The organism is Amaricoccus sp. (assembly GCF_036846665.1).
GTDB lineage: Bacteria > Pseudomonadota > Alphaproteobacteria > Rhodobacterales > Rhodobacteraceae > Amaricoccus.
The window spans coordinates 1-16,646 of record NZ_DAIUBO010000076.1 but is presented as its reverse complement, the minus strand read 5'-3'; the positions used below and the strand labels follow the sequence as shown (position 1 = coordinate 16,646).

Sequence of the window (16,646 nt, the reverse complement as noted above, 5' to 3'; positions counted from 1 at the left end):
GAGTGGCACCGAATTCCTTCAAGAGCGCCCAAAAACCCGAGAGTCGTGTAGTGTGGCCTTCATGAAGCGTTTACGAATAAATTCAAACAAAACAGATAGTTACGAAACGTCCCCATGGGGACATGAAAACGACGGTCCGAAACCTGCCTCAGAACCTGAGGTTGACCGCCGCGAAGGGGCTGATGAAGCCCGCCTCGCGCGCGACCGAGATCGCCTGTTCCAGTGCCGCCTCGTCGTCGAAGGGGCCGATCAGGATGCGCCGGCCGAGCCCCTCCAGTCCGACCCCGCGCGAATTGTAGCCCAGCCCGCGGAAGAACACCGTGGTCCGCATCTCGTCGGTGAAGCCGGTCACCACCCCGACCTGCACCGGGACCGGACGGATGGCGGCGCCGCCGCGCGCGATCTCGAAGGGCACCAGCTTGCGGCCCAGCGCCTCCATGCCGTCGAGATCACTGGTGCGCGTGAGGCAGCCGCCCTGGATCAGCAGCACGTTCTGGCGCTCCAGGCGCGGCGCGAGGATATACGTGTCGCTCGGCGCGTTGAATCGCGTCACCTGACCCTGCCGCTCCAGACGGTTGTACTGCTCGAAGAGATCGGTGCAGACCGCCGGATCGCGCTCCCTCGGCACTCCGGCGCAGCCCGCCGCGAGCGCGAGCCCCGCCAGCAGGACCGCACGGATGCCCGGACCCAGGGCGGCCCTCCCGCGCATGCTCATTCGCCGATCGGATAGGGATAGGCGAACCCCGCTTCGAGCGCCGCCTTTCGCGCCCCCTCGAGCGCGCCGGCCGTCCCGAGCGGGCCGACATAGACCCGCCGGCCCAGCCCCGCCTTGCCGATGCTGAAGGCACGCAGCCCGCGCGCCTCGAAATGACGGATCGCGCGCGCATCGTCCTCCGAGGTCGTGACCACGCCCGCGTGGATCGTGGTCGGCGGGATCGTCCCGCCGCTGTCGGAAACCGGCACGACGGGCAGATCCTCCATCCCGGCGAGATCGGCGCTCAGGGTGATGCAACCGCCGTTGCGCAGCCATTCCGCCTGCCGCATCAGCTCCGGCGGGACCGACCACCGCTCCCGGCGCGGGGTCGGCATGAAGCGGTCGAGGATGTCGTATTGCTGGAAGAGCGCGATGCAATCCGCCCCGCTCGCGCCGCGCGAGGTCGCGGGATCCTGGGCCGGCTGGCAGCCGAGAAGCAGGGTGGCGAAGGCCGCGAGGATCAGGCTGCTGCGCGCACGGGCCAAGACGGCCTCCTTGTGTCGGGTCGCCCTGCAGAGTATCCCCTGCCGCCGAGCGAGAGCAAGGGGACGAGAGATGGAGAGATCCGCCGCCATGACCCGCGACTGGATCGCGACCGCCCGCACGCTCTCCGAGGCGCTGCCCTATCTCCAGCGCTACGACGGCGCGACGATCGTCATCAAGTTCGGCGGCCATGCCATGGGCGACGAGAAGGAGATGGCCGACTTCGCCCGCGACGTCGTGCTGATGAAGCAATGCAACGTGAATCCGGTGGTCGTGCACGGCGGCGGCCCGATGATCAACGAGATGCTCCAGCGGCTGGCCATTCCCTCGGAATTCGTCGACGGCAAGCGCGTCAGCGACGCGGCGACCGTCGAGGTCGTGGAGATGGTGCTCTCGGGCCGGATCAACAAGCGCATCGTGCAGGCGATCAACGCCCAGGGCGGCAAGGCGATCGGCCTTTCCGGCAAGGACGCGAACCTGATGATCTGCGAGAAGGACATCCGGACGACCCTGCGCGACGGCGAGGAGGTGGCGGTCGATCTCGGCTTCGTCGGCAAGCCGGTCGAGATGCATCCCGAGATCCTGAAGAACTTCCTCGGCTCGGACTTCATCCCGGTGGTCGCGCCCGTGGGCATGGGCCGGCACGGCGAAACCTTCAACGTCAACGGCGACACTGCGGCGGGCGCTGTGGCCGCGGCGATGAAGGCCGACCGGCTGCTGCTCCTGACCGATGTCGCGGGGGTCAAGGACGCCTCCGGCACCGTGCTGACCGAGCTCAACGCCGCGGCGGTGCGCGATCTCACCGCCTCGGGCGTGATCTCGGGCGGGATGATCCCCAAGACCCAGACCGCGCTCGAGGCGATCGAGGGCGGGGTGCGCGCGGTGGTCATCCTCGACGGGCGCGCGCCGCATGCGGTCCTGCTCGAGCTCTTCACCGCCCATGGAGCCGGCACGCTGATCCGGGCGGCATAGCCATGGCTTCGCGGCCGGGGCGCCTGGAGGAGGTGGCCCGCGCCGCCCGCGGCGAGGCGCTGGCCGTGCTCGGGGCCTTCCACCCCGCACCCGACGACGGCCTGCCGGCGGAATGCGGGACGCTCGTGCTGCTCGGGCCGGAGGAGCCCGGGTTCTGGGCGGCGTTCCGTGCCGGCGCGGAATATCGCGACAGTGGCGCGGATCCGCTCGACCGTTGGTCGGCGCGGGTGATCGGCGGGCTCGCCGACCGCCTCGGCGCGGAGGCGTTCTTCCCGTTCGGCGGGCCGCCGTATCGGCCCTTCCTGCGCTGGGCGATCCGCAGCGGGCATGCCTGGAGCTCGCCCGTGGGGCTCCTGGTGCACGAGACCGCCGGGCTCATGGTCTCGTTCCGCGGCGCGCTGGCCTTCGCGCAGCGCTTCGAGTTGCCGCGACCCGGCCCGCGGCCCTGCGACGCCTGCCCGCGTTTCTGTCTCGACGCCTGCCCCGTCGGGGCGCTGGGGCAGGCCGGCTACGATCTCCGGGCCTGCCACGGCTTCCTGGACACCGCTGCGGGAGCGGATTGCCTGGGCCGCGGCTGCGCGGTGCGCCGGGCCTGTCCGGTCGGTGCCGGCCGGCGGGTCGAGGCACAATCGGCCTTCCACATGCACGCCTTTCATGGCAGTCATTGAGGATGCGACGCCTCATCCTGATGCGCCATGCCAAGTCGAGCTGGTCCGACCCGGAGCAGCGCGACCTCGACAGGCCGCTCAACCGGCGCGGCCGGCGCGGCGCCGGGCTGATCGCCCGGTGGCTGAAGTCGAAGGGCTATGCGCCCGACCACGCCCTGGTCTCGAACGCCCGGCGCGCGCAGGAGACCTGGTCGCGGGTCGTCGAGAAGATCGGGGGCACGCCGACGACCTATGTGACGGAGCTCTATCAGGCCGATACGGCGGCCATCCTCGCCGCCGTGCAGCAGGCGCCGGACGTGGCACGGCTGCTGGTCCTGGGGCATCAGCCCGGCATCGGGAGCTTCGCGCGGCTCATTCTGGAAGCCGCGCCCGAGGATGCGGCCTTCGAGAAGTTCCCGACCGGCGCGACGGCGGTCATCGATTTCGATGCGGCGACCTGGAGCGAGGTCGTCCTGGGCAGCGGGCGGCTGCATGATTTCGTGGTGCCGCGGACGCTCGAATGACGCCGCGGCGCCGTCCCCATGGGGACAGATTTCAACATGCTGATTCAAAAGGGAAAAAGTGTTAACGCGCCCGATGACGCCCGCCGGATGGCCTGCGGGGGGCTGACCGCATACTGGATCCGGATGGTGGTTTCGGTCCCGCGCCCATGCCCGCGGGGCCGTCACCTCCCCTTCGCGGATCTGGCAGGTGACACATCCGCGCGCGGCTGTCGCATCAATGCCCGAGGATCTGGCTCAGGAAGAGCTTGGTGCGCTCCGACTGGGGATTGTTGAAGAAGGCCTTGGGCTCGTTCTGCTCGACGATCTGGCCCTGGTCCATGAAGATCACCCGATTGGCCACCGCCTGGGCGAAGCCCATCTCGTGGGTGACGCAGATCATCGTCATGCCCTCCTCGGCGAGCTCGATCATGGTGTCGAGCACCTCCTTGATCATCTCGGGGTCGAGGGCGGAGGTCGGCTCGTCGAAGAGCATGATCTTGGGGCGCATGCAGAGCGCGCGGGCGATCGCCACGCGCTGCTGCTGGCCGCCCGAGAGCTGACCGGGATACTTGTCCGCCTGCTCGGGGATCCGGACCTTGGTCAGGAACTGCATCGCGTCGGCCTCGGCTTCCTTCTTCGGGGTCTTGCGCACCCAGATCGGCGCCAGCGTGCAGTTCTCCAGGATCGTCAGATGCGGGAAGAGGTTGAAATGCTGGAACACCATGCCGACTTCGGAGCGGATCTTGTCGATGTTCTTCAGATCCGAAGTCAGTTCGACGCCGTCGACGGCGATCCTGCCCTTCTGGTGCTCCTCCAGCCGGTTGATGCAGCGGATCAGGGTGGACTTGCCCGAGCCCGAGGGGCCGCAGACCACGATGCGCTCGCCCTTGTAGACGGTCAGGTCGATGTCGCGCAGCACGTGGAACTCGCCGAACCACTTGTTCATGCCGACGATCTCGATGGCGACCTCGTCGGACACCTTCATCCCGCTGCGGTCGATCGGCTGGTCGATGACGGTCTCGCTCATGGGCGGATCTCCTAGCGCTGGCCGGTCCGGAGCTTGCGCTCGAGGTATTGGGAATACTGCGACATCCCGTAGCAGCACAGAAAGAACAGCAACGCAACGAAGCCGTAGAGCTCCCAGACGATGCCGTTCCAGTTGGTGTCGGCGCGGATCGCGGTGGTCAGGCCGATCGGGTCGAGAAGTCCGATGATCGCCACCAGCGTCGTGTCCTTGAAGAGGCTGATGAAGGTATTGACGATGCCGGGGATCGAGATCTTGAGCGCCTGCGGCATGATGATCAGCCGCGTCGACTTCCAGTAATCGAGGCCGAGCGCGTCCGCGGCCTCGTATTGGCCGCGCGGCAGGGCCGCCAGCCCGCCGCGGATCACCTCGGCCATGTAGGCCGAAGCGAAGAGCGTCACCATGATGATCACGCGCAGGATGATGTCGAAATTGGTGCCGGGCGGCAGGAAGATGTTGAGCAGGAACGAGGCCACCAGCAGCAGGGTGATCAGCGGCACGCCGCGGATGAACTCGATGAAGCCGACGCACAGGGTGGTGACGAAGAACATCTGCGAGCGGCGGCCGAGCGCGAGCAGGATGCCGAGCGGCAGGGAGAAGGCGATGCCGGTCACGCCGATCACCAGCGAGAGGGTGAAGCCGCCGAAGCGGCTCGAGCCGACCGGCTGGAGCGGCAGGATCGGCAGGGCGCGCGCCACCGGGCCGGCGAGATGCAGCCACCAGAGGATCATGGCGGCGGCCGCCAGGATCAGGGCGACGAGCTCCGAGGCCCGGGCGGCGACGGCCCGGTGCACCAGGAAGGCGATGGCGAAGCCGGCATAAACCGCCAGCGGCACCGAGGCCGGGCCGCCCCAGAGCAGCCAGTAGGCGATGCCGGGGAAGGCGACCGCAAACCAGCGGAGCCGGCGGGGCAGCTCGGCGAAGAGGATCGGCGCCAGCGCCGCGAACATCAGCACGAAGGCGAGCGTCGGGCGCCAGTAGAGCTCGCGCGGGTAGAAGCCGAAGAGGAACTGCTGCCAGCGCTCGCGGATCACCGCGAAGCAGGCGCCGCTCGCGCCCTCGCCCCAGGTCTCGCGGATGATCGCGCGGCATTCGGTGAGCGAGCCGGCGTCCCAGACCGAATGCGCGAACCAGGGCCAGACATGGGCGACCAGCCAGAGGATCGCCGCGAGCGACAGCAGGGTAAGGAGCGCGTTCTGCCAGCTCGAGAAGAGGTTCTCCTGCAGCCAGCGCAGCCGGCCGGTGCGCGCGGCCGGCGGCGCCTGCGCCTCGAGCATCTCCCGGCGGAAGGACCCGGCCCCCGCCATCTCAGCGCTCCTTCAGCGCCACGGAGGCGTTGTACCAGTTCATCACCGAGGAGATCCCGAGGCTGACGAGCAGGTAGAAGCCCATGAGCAGCAGCATGCATTCGAGCTCGCGCCCGGTCTGGTTCATGGTGATGCCGCCCAGCGTGGCGCGCACGTCCATGTAGCCGACGGCGATGGCGAGCGAGGAGTTCTTGGTGAGGTTGAGGTATTGCGAGATCAGCGGCGGCACGATGACCCGGAGCGCCTGGGGCAGGATGACGAGGCTCATCACCCGCCGCGGCCGGAGCCCCAGCGCGCTCGCCGCCTCGGTCTGGCCGCGCGGCACCGCGAGGATGCCGGCGCGCACGATCTCGGCGATATAGGAGCCGGTATAGAGCGAGAGCGCCAGCCAGAGCGCGAGCAGCGCCTTGTCGACGAAGCCGCCGCCCGCGAAGTTGAAGCGCTCGAGCACCGGATAGTCGAGGGTGATCGGCCCGCCGAGCAGCGCGTCGACCAGCAGGACCGGCACGAAGAAGAGGCCGGTGCCGAGCCAGAAGATCGGCAGGATCTCTCCCGTCTCCTCCTGGCGTCGCCGCGCTTGGCGGCGGAGGAAGACGATGGCGGCGAGCGAGGCGAGGAAGGTCAGGACCACCAGTTGCCAGCCCGGCCCGAGCACCGGCCAGGGCATGTAGAGCCCGCGGTTGGTGACGGCGAAGGCGCCGAAGAGCATGCTGGCGCTGGCCTCCTCGCCGCGGAAGGCGCTCGGGGCCGGGGCGCTTTCGGTGATGATCGCCATGATGGCGATGATCCAGAGCAGCACCGGGACGTTGCGGAAGCCCTCCACATAGACCGCCGCGATCCGGGCGACGATCCAGTTCCCCGAGAGCCGCAGCACGCCGATGAGCACGCCGAGAACGGTGGCGAGGGCGCAGCCGAGGATGGCGATCAGGATGGTGTTGAGGATCCCCACGAGCGCCGCCCGGCCATGGGTGCTGTTGTTGGTATAGGGAACCAGCGTCTGGCTGATGTCGTAGCCGGCGCGGGAGCCGAGGAAGGTGAAGCTGAAGTCCTTGCCGAGCGCGGAGAGGTTCTGGACCGTGTTGCTCACCAGCCAGGCGGTGGCGAGGATGAAGGCCGCCAGCGCGAAGACCTGGATCGTCAGCGAGCGGTAGCGCGTGTCGTTGAGCAGCATTCCGAGCCGGAAGGGCTCCTGATGCGTGTCGATGCTGGTCATCGCGACTCCTCGCGAAGCGGGCCGCCGCGGGGCGGCGAGCGGTCACGGCCGGTGGGAGCGCCGATCGTCATCGCCCGGATCCGGTCGGGCGCGCGCCGGAGCGCACGCCCGGGCGCCGGTCAGCGGAACGGCGGCGAATACATCAGGCCGCCGTCGGTCCATTGCGCGTTCAGGCCGCGCGCAAGGTTGATCGGGGTGCCCTCGCCGATGTTCGCGGCGAAGATCTCGCCGTAATTGCCCTGGGCCTGGATCGCCTTGACCGCCCAGTCGGCCTCGAGGCCGAGGATCTCGCCGAGATTGCTCTCGGAGCCGAGCAGGCGGCGGATCTCGGGGTTCTGGGAGCTCGCGGCCATCTCGGCGGCGTTCTCGGCGGTGATGCCGTATTCCTCGGCCGCGATCAGCGCGTTGAGCACCCAGCGGCCGATGTCGGCCCATTGGTCGTCGCCCTCGCGCACCAGCGGCCCGAGCGGCTCCTTGGAGATGATCTCCGGCAGGATCACGTGATCGTCGGGGTTCTCGAAGGTCGCGCGCGAGGCGGCGAGCCCCGAGGCGTCGGTGGTATAGGCGTCGCAGGCGCCGGCCTGGTATTGCTGCAGCGCCTCGGAATTGGTCTGGATCGGCACCGGATCGTAGGAGATGCCGTTGGCGGCGAAGAAGTCGGCGAGGTTGAGCTCGGTCGTGGTGCCGGTCTGGATGCAGACCGTGGCGCCGTCGAGTTCGGTTGCGGAGGTCACGCCGAGCTCGGCCGGAACGATGAAGCCCTGGCCGTCGTAATAGTTCACGCCGATGAAGGTGAAGCCGAGATCGACGTCGCGGGTCAGGGTCCAGGTGGTGTTGCGCGACAGGTAGTCGACCTCGCCCGAGGCCAGCGCGGTGAAGCGCGTCTCGCCGGTCAGGGGCACGAACTGCACCTTGTCCTGGTCCCCGAGCACCGCCGCGGCCATCGCCCGGCAGAAGGCCACGTCGAAGCCGACCCAGCGGCCGTTCGGATCCGGGCCGGCGAAACCGGCGAGCCCGGTGTTGACGCCGCATTTCAGCACGTCGTTCGTCTTGACCGCATCGAGCGTCTGGGCCGAGGCGGCGCCGGCGGCGAGACCGCCGGCGATGGTGGCGGCGATCCAGATCGGATGTTTCATGGAACTTCTCCCCGTTGTGGTTGCGGCGCACAGTCCGGCTTCGGCGCACAATTCGTGCGCCGTCCGACCGCCGCCGGATGCGTCAGATCCAATATTCATGCTATGTCTTGTTTTAGCAGTACGTTAAGGAACATCAAGGTTAACGGCCGAGACCTGCGAACCTCCGCTCACAAATTGCGCGAACCCGACAGGTTGCGCATCATCATTGCGGCGAGATGGAAATCCGTTTGCTTTCTTGTCGCGGCCGCTTCCGCCTCGGCGTCGAGGCCCCAATGCTCCGCCTGCCAGATCTCGTCGAGGCGCGACAATTGCCAGGCCTGCTCTGGCGCGAGAGCGCCCCGCGCTACCGCCAATGCGAGCACGAGCGAGCCGGACAGCACAACCATCTCGTGCAGCGCGGCCAGTTCGAAGGCATCCATCGCCGCGACCGATTCGCGCAGGGCCGCAAGGCTGGCATCCGGCTGGGGATGCGGCATGAGGCCGAACACCGCGATCAGCGGCGCCCCGAGGTCGCGCGCGCACCAGGTGAGCCAGGGATCCCAGGCCGCAGCCTGCCGCGCCCGGAGCTCGGCGGGCGCATCGGCGCGGTAGCAGAGCAGGTCGCTGGCGCCAAAGGCGGCGATCGCCTCGATCACCGCGTCGCGGGCGGGCACCACCCGGTCGATGGCGGAATTCGCGAAGCGCGTCAGCGGCAGGCGGTCGGGGTCGATCTCGCCTTCGAGCGCATTCCATTCGTCGGCGATCGCCTGGGCCAGCGCCGCGGTCGGCAGGACCAGCGGCGCGCCGGCGGGCGTGTTGAGCGGGCGCGCGTCGAGCCGGACGCCGTGGCCCTCGGGACCCGCGCGCACGGAGGCCCGCGACCAGAAGCGGCGCCTGGGCATGCCGCTCATCGCGCCGCGCTCCGCAGGCCGTCCAGCGCCCCGTCGAGGTCGTCGAAGCGCTCGACCACCACATCGGCGCCGGCGGCCACCAACCGCGCGCGCGGATGATAGCCCCAGGCGACGGCGACGGTCGCGAAGCCGGCGGCGCGCCCCATGGCGATGTCGAATTCGGTATCGCCGATCATCACCGCATGGCGCGCCGCGCAGCCGGTTTCCTGAAGCGCGCGCAGGAGCATCGAGGGATGCGGCTTGGAGGGATGGCCGTCCGAGGTCTGGGCGGTCGCGAAATAGCCGCCGATCCCATGGGCGTCGAAGCTGTGCTCGAGCCCCCGCCGCGCCTTGCCGGTCGCTACCCCCATCAGCGTCGCGGGCTCCGCGGCCAGCCGGTCGAGCGCTGCCCGCGCCCCCGGATAGAGCGGCGCATGGGCCGCGGCACCACCGGCCGCCCGCTGCGCCACGAAGCCCATGCGGTATTGCTCGGCCAGGGCGAAGACGTCCCCCGGCGCGAGATGCGGCGCGAGCGCGCCCATCGCCTCGGGCAGCGAGAGCCCCACCACCGAAAGGATGCGCTCGCGCTCCGGCGCCGGCTGCCCGACCGCGGCGAAGGCCCGTTCCATCGCCGCCACGATCAGGTGCTGGCTGTCGATCAGCGTCCCGTCCATGTCGAAGACGACGAGGCGCATCGGCCCGCTCATGCCGCCTCCCCGAAGGGGTCGGCGGGCGCATCCTCGGGCAGCCAGCCGAAGAGCGCCCAGGTCCGCGCCATATGCTCGGGCAAGGGGGCGGTGAGCGACAGCAGCGCCCCCGTCCGGGGATGGATCAGGTCGAGCGACCGCGCATGCAGGTGCAGCTTGCGGCTGACGCCGCCGCCGAGCTGGGCGCCCCAGCCCGTGCCGGTGTTCTCCTGGGCATTGGTGCCGTATTTGCCGTCGCCGACCACCGGATGCCCGATGGCGGCCATATGCGCGCGCAGCTGGTGCGTGCGCCCCGTCACCGGGCGCAGCGCGACCCAGGAAGCGCGCTGGGCCGCCGCCTCGATCACCCGGTAGTCGGTCGTCGCGCGCTTGGCGCCTTCGGTGCGGGCGATGTCTGCGGGGGCGATGCAGAGCATCTTCTCGCCCTCGCCGCCGGTTCCGTGGCCCGGCGCCTTGACCAGCCCGTAGCGGATGGTCCCGGCCCGCGGCGAGGGCAGGCCCGCGACCACCGCCCAATAGGTCTTGCGCGCGGTGCGGTCGCGGAAGGCGCGCGTCAGCCCGGCGGCCGCGCGCGCGCTGCGCGCCATCAGGAGCACGCCCGAGGTATCGCGGTCGAGCCGGTGCACCAGCCGCGGCTTTTCCTCGGCGCCGAAGCGCAGCGCCTCGGCCAGCCCGTCCACGTGCCGGCGCTGGCCGGAGCCGCCCTGGACCGCGAGCCCCGGCGGCTTGTTCAGCGCCAGCACGTCCTCGTCGCGCCAGATCACGCAGGCGCGGATCATCGCGGCATCGGCCTCGGAGACCGCCGGCTGCGGCGCAGCGGCGGCCGGGGTGTCGCGCGGCTCGGGGATCGGGGGCAGGCGCACGGTCTGGCCCGCCTCAAGCCGGGTCGCCGGGCGGACCCGGCCGCCGTCCACGCGGATCTCGCCCTTGCGGCACAGGCGCTCGACCAGCCCCTGCGGCACATGGGGATGGCGCCGGCGCAGCCAGCGGTCGAGCCGGACATCCGCCTCCTCGGGTGTGATCCTCACCTGTTCCGGGCCGCTCATCCCGTGCTCCAGGCCCGGAGCGACCAGAGCCCGAGCGCGAAGGCGGCGAGGCCGAGCACCACCGAGCTTCCCGCATAGAACAGCGCCAGCCCCGGCCGGCCGCGCTCGACGAGCAGGAAGACCTCGAGCGAGAAGGCGGAGAAGGTCGTGAAGCCGCCGAGCATGCCGGTCATCACGAAGGGCGCGAGATGCTGCAGCTCGGAATCCATCCGGCGCAGCAGCACGGCCGCCGCGAGGCCCATGACGAAGGATCCCAGGACGTTAACGCTCAGGGTTCCCCAAGGATATTCGATCCCCGTCCTGCGGGCGATCTGCGCCGAGACCAGATAGCGCAGCATCGCGCCGATGGCGCCGCCCAGGGCGATCTGCAGAAGCGGAGGCATCTCGGCATCCTGTCGGGAACGAATGCCGCTCAAAGGCCCGTCCGGGCCGGGAATGTCAAGGCGGCGGCCGGGAGGTTCGCCTTCAGGTGGTGGCTCGGGCCGTCTCGCGGCCGTTCTCGGTGTCGCCCTCGAGCGGCAGGCGCGGCACCAGCGGCAGGAAGCGGAGATTGCCGGCCGCGCTGGCCGAGCGCAGCGCCGCGACCTCGCCGACCCCGAAGCCGGCGGAGCTCCAGGTCGTGAACCGCCGCGCGGGGATCGGGCGGAAGGCGGTGATCGAGATCGAGCCGTGCCGGCGGTCGGTGAGGATTCGCGCCGAGAGCGGCATGATCGCCGACCAGCAGCCCTCCAGGACCTGGGTGAAGCTGCGGCCGTCGAAGCGCAGCTCCCCGGTCAGCCCGTGTTCGAGATTGAATCGCCGCGCCTGGGCCTCCAGCCGCAGGAGCGCGGACGGCGGAAGCTCCGACGTCGCCTCCGATGCATAGGAGAACTCGACCAGCGATATGGCGCCTGACCCGTTTGGCATACCCGATCCGCAGAAAATAGAAGTTGGTGTTCACTCACCCCAAAAAGTAGCAGGAGTCAATGTTGCCGATGCACAAAATCGAAATACGATTACCCCCGGTCACATGCGCCGCGCGAAATCGCTGATGAACTCGACCGTGGCGCCCTGGGCCGGCCGTATCGGCACCGCCGGAAGGATGCCGAAGCTCCAGTTGCGGAACCGGCGCTCGGTGATCGTGTCCTCGCGCAGCACCACGACGCGGCGATGGCGCGGATCGGTCACGATCGCCTCCATCCGGGCGAAGAGCGCGCGGGTCGGCCCTTCGAGGACGCCGTAGAAGCGCGGGCCCTGGTGCAGCAGGAAGCCGGTCAGCCCGGCCTGCTCGTTTCTGCGGCGCGAAACCTCGGCGATCGTGTCGAGGTCGGCGGGGCGCAGCGTTTCCGCCGCCGTGCTCACATAGACGAGCTGGATGAACTCGTCCTTGCGCGTCTGCCGAACCGTGGCGATGACCGGCGACCTCCCTCTTGTCGCGGCGGGTCCCTGCCGTCTTGCCTGGCAGCTACTCGGAACCCGATTGAGACAGCCTAGCGCGCTCTTCTTCGAGGTACAAAGCCCTTTTTCGCAGATCCCGCTCGGAACCGCGGTCGGTGGGCTCGTAGAATCGCGGCCGGGCCATGCCGGGCGGAAAATAATCCTGGCCGGAGAAGCCCGATTCGACATCGTGGTCGTAGCGGTAGCCCCGGCCGTAGCCTTCCTCCTTCATCAGGCGAGTCGGGGCATTCAGGATATGCTTGGGCGGATCGAGCGAGCCGGTCTTCTCGGCCGCCGCCATCGCCGCCCCGAAGGCCCGGTAGGCGGCATTCGATTTCGGGGCGAGCGCGAGGTAGATCACCGCCTCGGCCAGCGCCAGCTCGCCCTCGGGCGAGCCGAGCCGCTCGAAGCTCTGCCAGGCGTCGAGGCAGAGCCGCAGCGCCGCGGGATCGGCGAGCCCGATGTCCTCCACCGCCATGCGGGTGATTCGCCGCGCGAGGAAGCGCGGATCCTCGCCGCCCCGGAGCATGCGCGCCAGCCAGTAGAGCGCGGCGTCGGGGTCGGAGCCGCGCACGGATTTGTGCAGTGCCGAGATCAGGTTGTAATGGCCGTCGCCGGTCTTGTCGAAGAGCGCCGCCCGCCGGGTCAGGCGCCTCGCCAGCGCCGCGGCGTCGAGCGTCCCGCCCTCGCCCGCGATCTGCTCGATCAGGTTGAGAAGCGCCCGGCCGTCGCCGTCGGCCATGCCGGCGAGCGTCGCCCGGGCCTCGGGCGAGAGCGGCAGGGCATGGCCGAGCTCGGCCTCCGCGCGTTCGGACAGCCGCTCGAGGGCCGCATCGTCGAGGCGGTGCAGGGTGAGTACGCGGGCGCGCGACAGGAGTGCCGCGTTGAGCTCGAAGGAGGGATTCTCGGTGGTGGCGCCCACCAGCACGATGGTGCCGTCCTCCATCAGCGGCAGGAAGGCATCCTGCTGCGCCTTGTTGAAGCGGTGGATCTCGTCGACGAAGAGCAGGGTGCCGCGGCCGTTCGAGCGGCGGAGCCGGGCGGCCTCGAAGATCTTCTTGAGATCCGCGACGCCGGTGAAGATGGCGCTGATCTGGACGAAGGCGAGATCGGTGGCGTCGGCGAGCAGCCGGGCGATGGTGGTCTTGCCCACCCCGGGCGGGCCCCAGAAGACGATCGAGCCGAGGTTTCCGTCGGCGAGCATGGCGCCGAGCGGGCCGTCGGGGCCGAGCACGTGGTCCTGCCCCACCACCTCCGCCAGCGTCCGGGGACGCAGGCGGTCGGCGAGCGGCCGCGGCGCCTCGCGCGCGGGCGGGGCGGGTCGGTCGGCGGGTCGGGGATCGAAGAGATCGGCCATCGCGGCACCCTATCACCGCGGCGGGGCCGGGTGCCACTGGGCAGTAAAGGCGTTGGACGGCGCGGCAGCCTCGCGCCCGGCCGCCGGGACCGGGCCATGGTCGTCCGGCGGTCTTCGGCGCCCTATTCCATCGCCGCGGCCGCGGCTCCGCCGTTGCCCGAGGGGGCGCCGGGCCTGCGCAGCAGGAAGACCAGCGGGATCGCCGCGAGCGTCAGGTAGAACATGAGCATGAAGTCGTCGATATAGGCGACGATCGCCGCCTGGGCGCGGAGCTGGGCCTCGAGCTGGGCCAGCGTCGCGAAGATGTCGGTCGAGCCGCCCAGCAGGCTGTCGAGGTTCTGGTTGAAGGGCGTCAGCCCGGAGACGAGATCGCCCCGCGCCGCGGCCATGTTATGCGCGAGCTGGGTCGCCACGATGGAGATGCCGACCGAGGAGCCGATGTTGCGCACGAGGCTGAAGAGCGCGGCGGCCTCGGCGCGGAACCGGGGCTCGAGGGTGGCGAAGGCGAGCGTGGAGAGCGGCACGAAGACCAGGCCGAGACCGAGGCCCTGGACCACGCCCGAGACGACCAGCGGGCGCTGGTCCATCGCCGGCGAGAAGCCGGTCATCTGCCAGAGCGAACAGGCGGTGAGCGAGAGGCCCGCGAGGATCAGGATGCGGGCATCGACCCGGCCGACCAGCCGCCCGACGACGATCATCGAGACCATGGTCCCGACCCCGCGCGGCGCGAGCACCCAGCCGGTGGTGATCACCGGATAGCCGTAGAGGTTCTGCAGCATCGGCGGCAGCAGCGCGAGCCCCGCGAGCAGGATCATCCCGACCATGAAGATCAGCACCAGCGCGGTGACGAAATTCGGGTCGCGGAACATCGCCGGTTCCATGAACGGATGCGCGCGGCCGGAGGTGACGTGCAGCACGAAGGCCCAGAGGCCGGAGACGGTGAGGCCGAGATAGATCCAGGTCTCGGCCGAGGCGAACCAGTCGACCTGCTCGCCGCGGTCGAGCATCAGCTGCAGCGCGCCGATGGCGATCGAGAGCATCGCGAAGCCGAAGACATCGAAGCTGCGCTCCCGGCGCGGCGATTCCGGCAGGAAGGCCATGAGCCCGGCGAGCGCCAGGATGCCCACGGGCAGGTTGACGAAGAAGACGTAGCGCCAGCCGAAGGTCTCGGTCAGCCAGCCGCCCAGCGTCGGGCCGATGATCGGGCCGACCATGATGCCGGCGCCCCAGATCGCCATGGCGCGGCCGTGCTCCTCGCGGGTGTTGATGTCGAGGAGCACGGTCTGGGAGAGCGGCACGAGGGCGGCGCCGAAGACGCCCTGGAGCACGCGGAAGAGGATCATCTCCTCGAGGCTGGTGGCGAGGCCGCAGGCCATCGAGGCCACGGTGAAGCCGGCGGTGGAGACGATGAAGAGCTCGCGCAGGCCGATGCGGTCGGCGAGCCAGCCGGTGACCGGCGTCATGATCCCGGCGGCGACGATATAGGAGGTCAGCACCCAGGTGATCTGGTCCTGCGCCGCGCCGAGCGAGCCCTGCATGCTCGGCAGCGCCACATTGGCGATCGTGGTGTCGAGCACCTGCATGATCGTCGCCAGCATGATCGAGACGGTGATCAGGGCCTTGTTCGGGACCGGGCCCGCCTCGGCCGCGGCCGAGGGCATCAGCGGTCTCCGGTCGCGGCGCTGGCGCCGGTGCCGGCGGTGTCGGCGGTGGCGGCCCCGAGCCCGACCGCGGCGAGCGCGGCGGAGACGAAACCGGGCAGGCCGCGGGCATGGCCGGTATCGACCGAGACCCGCGCGCTCATGCCCGCGCGCAGCGTCGGCAGGTCCTGGCCGGCGTCGATGCCGATGCGGACCGGCACCCTTTGCACAACCTTCACCCAGTTGCCGGTGGCGTTCTGCGGCGGCAAGAGCGCGAATTCCGAGCCTGTGCCCGCGCCGATCGAGGCGATCTCGCCGGTGAGCGGCTCATCGGCGTAGGTGTCGACCGTGACCTCCGCCCGCTGGCCGGGGTGCATGTGGGTGAGCTCGGTCTCCTTGTAATTGGCCTCGATCCAGCTGTCGCCGGCGGCGACGAGGCTCAGGACCGGCACCGCCGGCGTCACGTACTGGCCCCGCTGCAGCCGGTCGGTCTGGCTGACGATGCCGTCGTCCGGGGCCACCACCCTGGTGCGGGCGAGATCGAGCTCGGCGGCATGCAGGGCGGCGAGCGCCTCGAGCACGTCGGGATGCCGGTCGGTGGTGATCGCCGGATCGCCGGCGAGGGAGGCCCTGGCCGAGACCAGCGCGCTCTCGGCCTTGGTGACCGCGCCCCGGGCGATCTGGAGCTTCAGCGCGCTGTCGTCGGCGGCGGACTGGCTGACCACGCCCGAGCCGAGCAGCTTCTGCTGGCGGTCGTCCTGGGTCCGGGCGGTCTCGAAGGAATCCCGCGCCGTGTCCGCCTCGGCGACCGCCTCGTCATAGGCGGCCTTGAGCCGCTCGACGTCGAGGCGCGCCGAGGCAAGGCGCGCCTGCGCCTGCTCCACGGCGTTGCGGTAGCTCGCGTCGTCGATGGTGAAGAGGGTCGCGCCCGCCTTCACCCGCTGGTTCTCGGCGACATTCACCTCGGCGATCTGGCCGCTGACCTGCGGCATCACCGAAACGCGGTCCTGCTGGACATAGGCGTCCTCGGTCTCGACATAGCGCCCGCCGGTCACCCAAGCGTAGCCGCCGCCGAGGGCGAGCGCGAGCGGCAGCGCCGCGATCAGGAGCCTGCGTCGGCGGCGGGCGGGCGGGCGCGGTGTCGCGGGTGCGGTCGGGGCGGCGGGATCGGTGGTGACGAGCCGCGGGGCGGGCTTCGTCTCGGTGGTCGGTTCCGGGGCCGGGTCGCTCATGGGTCAGGTTCCCGTCGCGGCGCTGCGCCGTTCGTCGCCCGCCGCTTCGGCGGCACCAGTGCAGAGGTTGGAAACGATGGTCTGGAGATGGGCGACGAGCGCATCGCGCTCGGCCGGCGCGAGACCCGCCAGCGCCTCCTCGTAGACGGTGGCGGCGCGGGCACGCATCGGCTCGAGGAGCGCGCGCGCCGTCTCGGTGGTATGGATGCGCCGGGCGCGGCGGTCGTTCGGGTCGGGGCGCCGCTCCACGAGTCCGGCGGCCTCCATCCGGTCGATGTGGCGGCTGAGCGTCATCGGCTCGATCTTGAGCAGCGCCCCGGGCGCCGCCCGGCCCGACCCC

At 70.3% G+C, this 16,646-nt stretch carries 19 protein-coding genes; 3 read left to right on the top strand and 16 right to left on the bottom strand.

Annotation, left to right across the window (positions count from 1 at the left end):
- Nucleotides 1-148: 148 nt before the first annotated feature.
- Together V7050_RS09405 and V7050_RS09400 are read right to left on the bottom strand one after the other, a co-directional pair.
- The gene (locus V7050_RS09405) at nt 149-715 is read right to left on the bottom strand and encodes a hypothetical protein (RefSeq protein WP_324367148.1); all 567 of its coding nucleotides are present in this window, start codon (nt 713-715) and stop codon (nt 149-151) included.
- The gene (locus tag V7050_RS09400; protein WP_324367150.1) at nt 712-1,239 is read right to left on the bottom strand and encodes a hypothetical protein; all 528 of its coding nucleotides are present in this window, start codon (nt 1,237-1,239) and stop codon (nt 712-714) included. The genes V7050_RS09405 and V7050_RS09400 overlap by 4 nt, the downstream gene beginning before the upstream one ends.
- 70 nt (nt 1,240-1,309) lie before the next feature.
- Between V7050_RS09400 and argB the strand changes: the two genes are divergently transcribed.
- Genes argB through V7050_RS09385 form a run of 3 tightly spaced genes read left to right on the top strand, consistent with a single transcriptional unit; the run spans nt 1,310 to nt 3,380 of the window.
- Entirely contained in the window at nt 1,310-2,209 is a 900-nt protein-coding gene (gene argB / locus V7050_RS09395; protein WP_324367152.1) for an acetylglutamate kinase, read from the top strand.
- Nucleotides 2,210-2,211: 2 nt separating this feature from the next.
- Complete coding sequence (locus V7050_RS09390; protein WP_324367154.1) at nt 2,212-2,877, top strand: ferredoxin; 666 nt, start codon at nt 2,212-2,214, stop codon at nt 2,875-2,877.
- A 2-nt stretch (nt 2,878-2,879) separates the two neighbouring features.
- Nucleotides 2,880-3,380 carry a SixA phosphatase family protein gene (locus V7050_RS09385; protein WP_324367155.1) on the top strand — a complete coding sequence of 167 codons (501 nt, stop codon included), beginning with the start codon at nt 2,880-2,882 and terminating at the stop codon, nt 3,378-3,380.
- Between the two features lie 214 nt (nt 3,381-3,594).
- On the opposite strand, the gene V7050_RS09380 is transcribed toward V7050_RS09385, so the two are convergent.
- From V7050_RS09380 to V7050_RS09315, 14 genes are all read right to left on the bottom strand, one after another.
- Nucleotides 3,595-4,386 carry an amino acid ABC transporter ATP-binding protein gene (locus tag V7050_RS09380; protein WP_324367157.1) on the bottom strand — a complete coding sequence of 264 codons (792 nt, stop codon included), beginning with the start codon at nt 4,384-4,386 and terminating at the stop codon, nt 3,595-3,597.
- 11 nt (nt 4,387-4,397) lie between these two features.
- A complete protein-coding gene (locus V7050_RS09375; RefSeq protein ID WP_324367159.1) occupies nt 4,398-5,690 on the bottom strand; it encodes an amino acid ABC transporter permease in 1,293 nt (430 codons plus the stop codon).
- 1 nt (nt 5,691) lies between these two features.
- Nucleotides 5,692-6,903: an amino acid ABC transporter permease gene (locus V7050_RS09370; protein WP_324367161.1), complete on the bottom strand. Its 1,212-nt coding sequence runs from the start codon at nt 6,901-6,903 to the stop codon at nt 5,692-5,694.
- A gap of 119 nt (nt 6,904-7,022) precedes the next feature.
- A complete protein-coding gene (locus tag V7050_RS09365; protein ID WP_324367163.1) occupies nt 7,023-8,039 on the bottom strand; it encodes an amino acid ABC transporter substrate-binding protein in 1,017 nt (338 codons plus the stop codon).
- 167 nt (nt 8,040-8,206) lie between these two features.
- Nucleotides 8,207-8,929, bottom strand: coding sequence for an ATP12 family chaperone protein (locus V7050_RS09360; protein ID WP_324367166.1), 723 nt, complete (start codon nt 8,927-8,929; stop codon nt 8,207-8,209).
- Nucleotides 8,926-9,615, bottom strand: a complete 690-nt coding sequence (locus V7050_RS09355) for an HAD-IA family hydrolase (protein ID WP_324367168.1) — start codon at nt 9,613-9,615, stop codon at nt 8,926-8,928. The genes V7050_RS09360 and V7050_RS09355 overlap by 4 nt, the downstream gene beginning before the upstream one ends.
- A complete protein-coding gene (locus V7050_RS09350; protein WP_324367170.1) occupies nt 9,612-10,661 on the bottom strand; it encodes an RluA family pseudouridine synthase in 1,050 nt (349 codons plus the stop codon). Before V7050_RS09350 ends, V7050_RS09355 begins: the two co-directional genes overlap by 4 nt.
- Entirely contained in the window at nt 10,658-11,044 is a 387-nt protein-coding gene (gene crcB, locus V7050_RS09345; protein WP_324367172.1) for a fluoride efflux transporter CrcB, read from the bottom strand. The genes V7050_RS09350 and crcB overlap by 4 nt, the downstream gene beginning before the upstream one ends.
- 82 nt (nt 11,045-11,126) lie before the next feature.
- The gene (locus V7050_RS09340) at nt 11,127-11,567 is read right to left on the bottom strand and encodes a BLUF domain-containing protein (RefSeq protein WP_324367174.1); all 441 of its coding nucleotides are present in this window, start codon (nt 11,565-11,567) and stop codon (nt 11,127-11,129) included.
- Nucleotides 11,568-11,666: 99 nt separating this feature from the next.
- The gene (locus tag V7050_RS09335) at nt 11,667-12,017 is read right to left on the bottom strand and encodes a BLUF domain-containing protein (protein ID WP_324410480.1); all 351 of its coding nucleotides are present in this window, start codon (nt 12,015-12,017) and stop codon (nt 11,667-11,669) included.
- 88 nt (nt 12,018-12,105) lie between these two features.
- A complete protein-coding gene (locus V7050_RS09330; RefSeq protein WP_324367176.1) occupies nt 12,106-13,434 on the bottom strand; it encodes a replication-associated recombination protein A in 1,329 nt (442 codons plus the stop codon).
- Between the two features lie 122 nt (nt 13,435-13,556).
- Nucleotides 13,557-15,095, bottom strand: a complete 1,539-nt coding sequence (locus V7050_RS09325) for an MDR family MFS transporter (RefSeq protein WP_324367178.1) — start codon at nt 15,093-15,095, stop codon at nt 13,557-13,559.
- Nucleotides 15,095-16,306, bottom strand: coding sequence for an HlyD family secretion protein (locus tag V7050_RS09320; RefSeq protein ID WP_324367180.1), 1,212 nt, complete (start codon nt 16,304-16,306; stop codon nt 15,095-15,097). Before V7050_RS09320 ends, V7050_RS09325 begins: the two co-directional genes overlap by 1 nt.
- Nucleotides 16,307-16,309: 3 nt before the next feature.
- Nucleotides 16,310-16,646: MarR family winged helix-turn-helix transcriptional regulator (locus V7050_RS09315; protein WP_324410478.1), on the bottom strand; the 337-nt coding region annotated here is incomplete at its 5' end.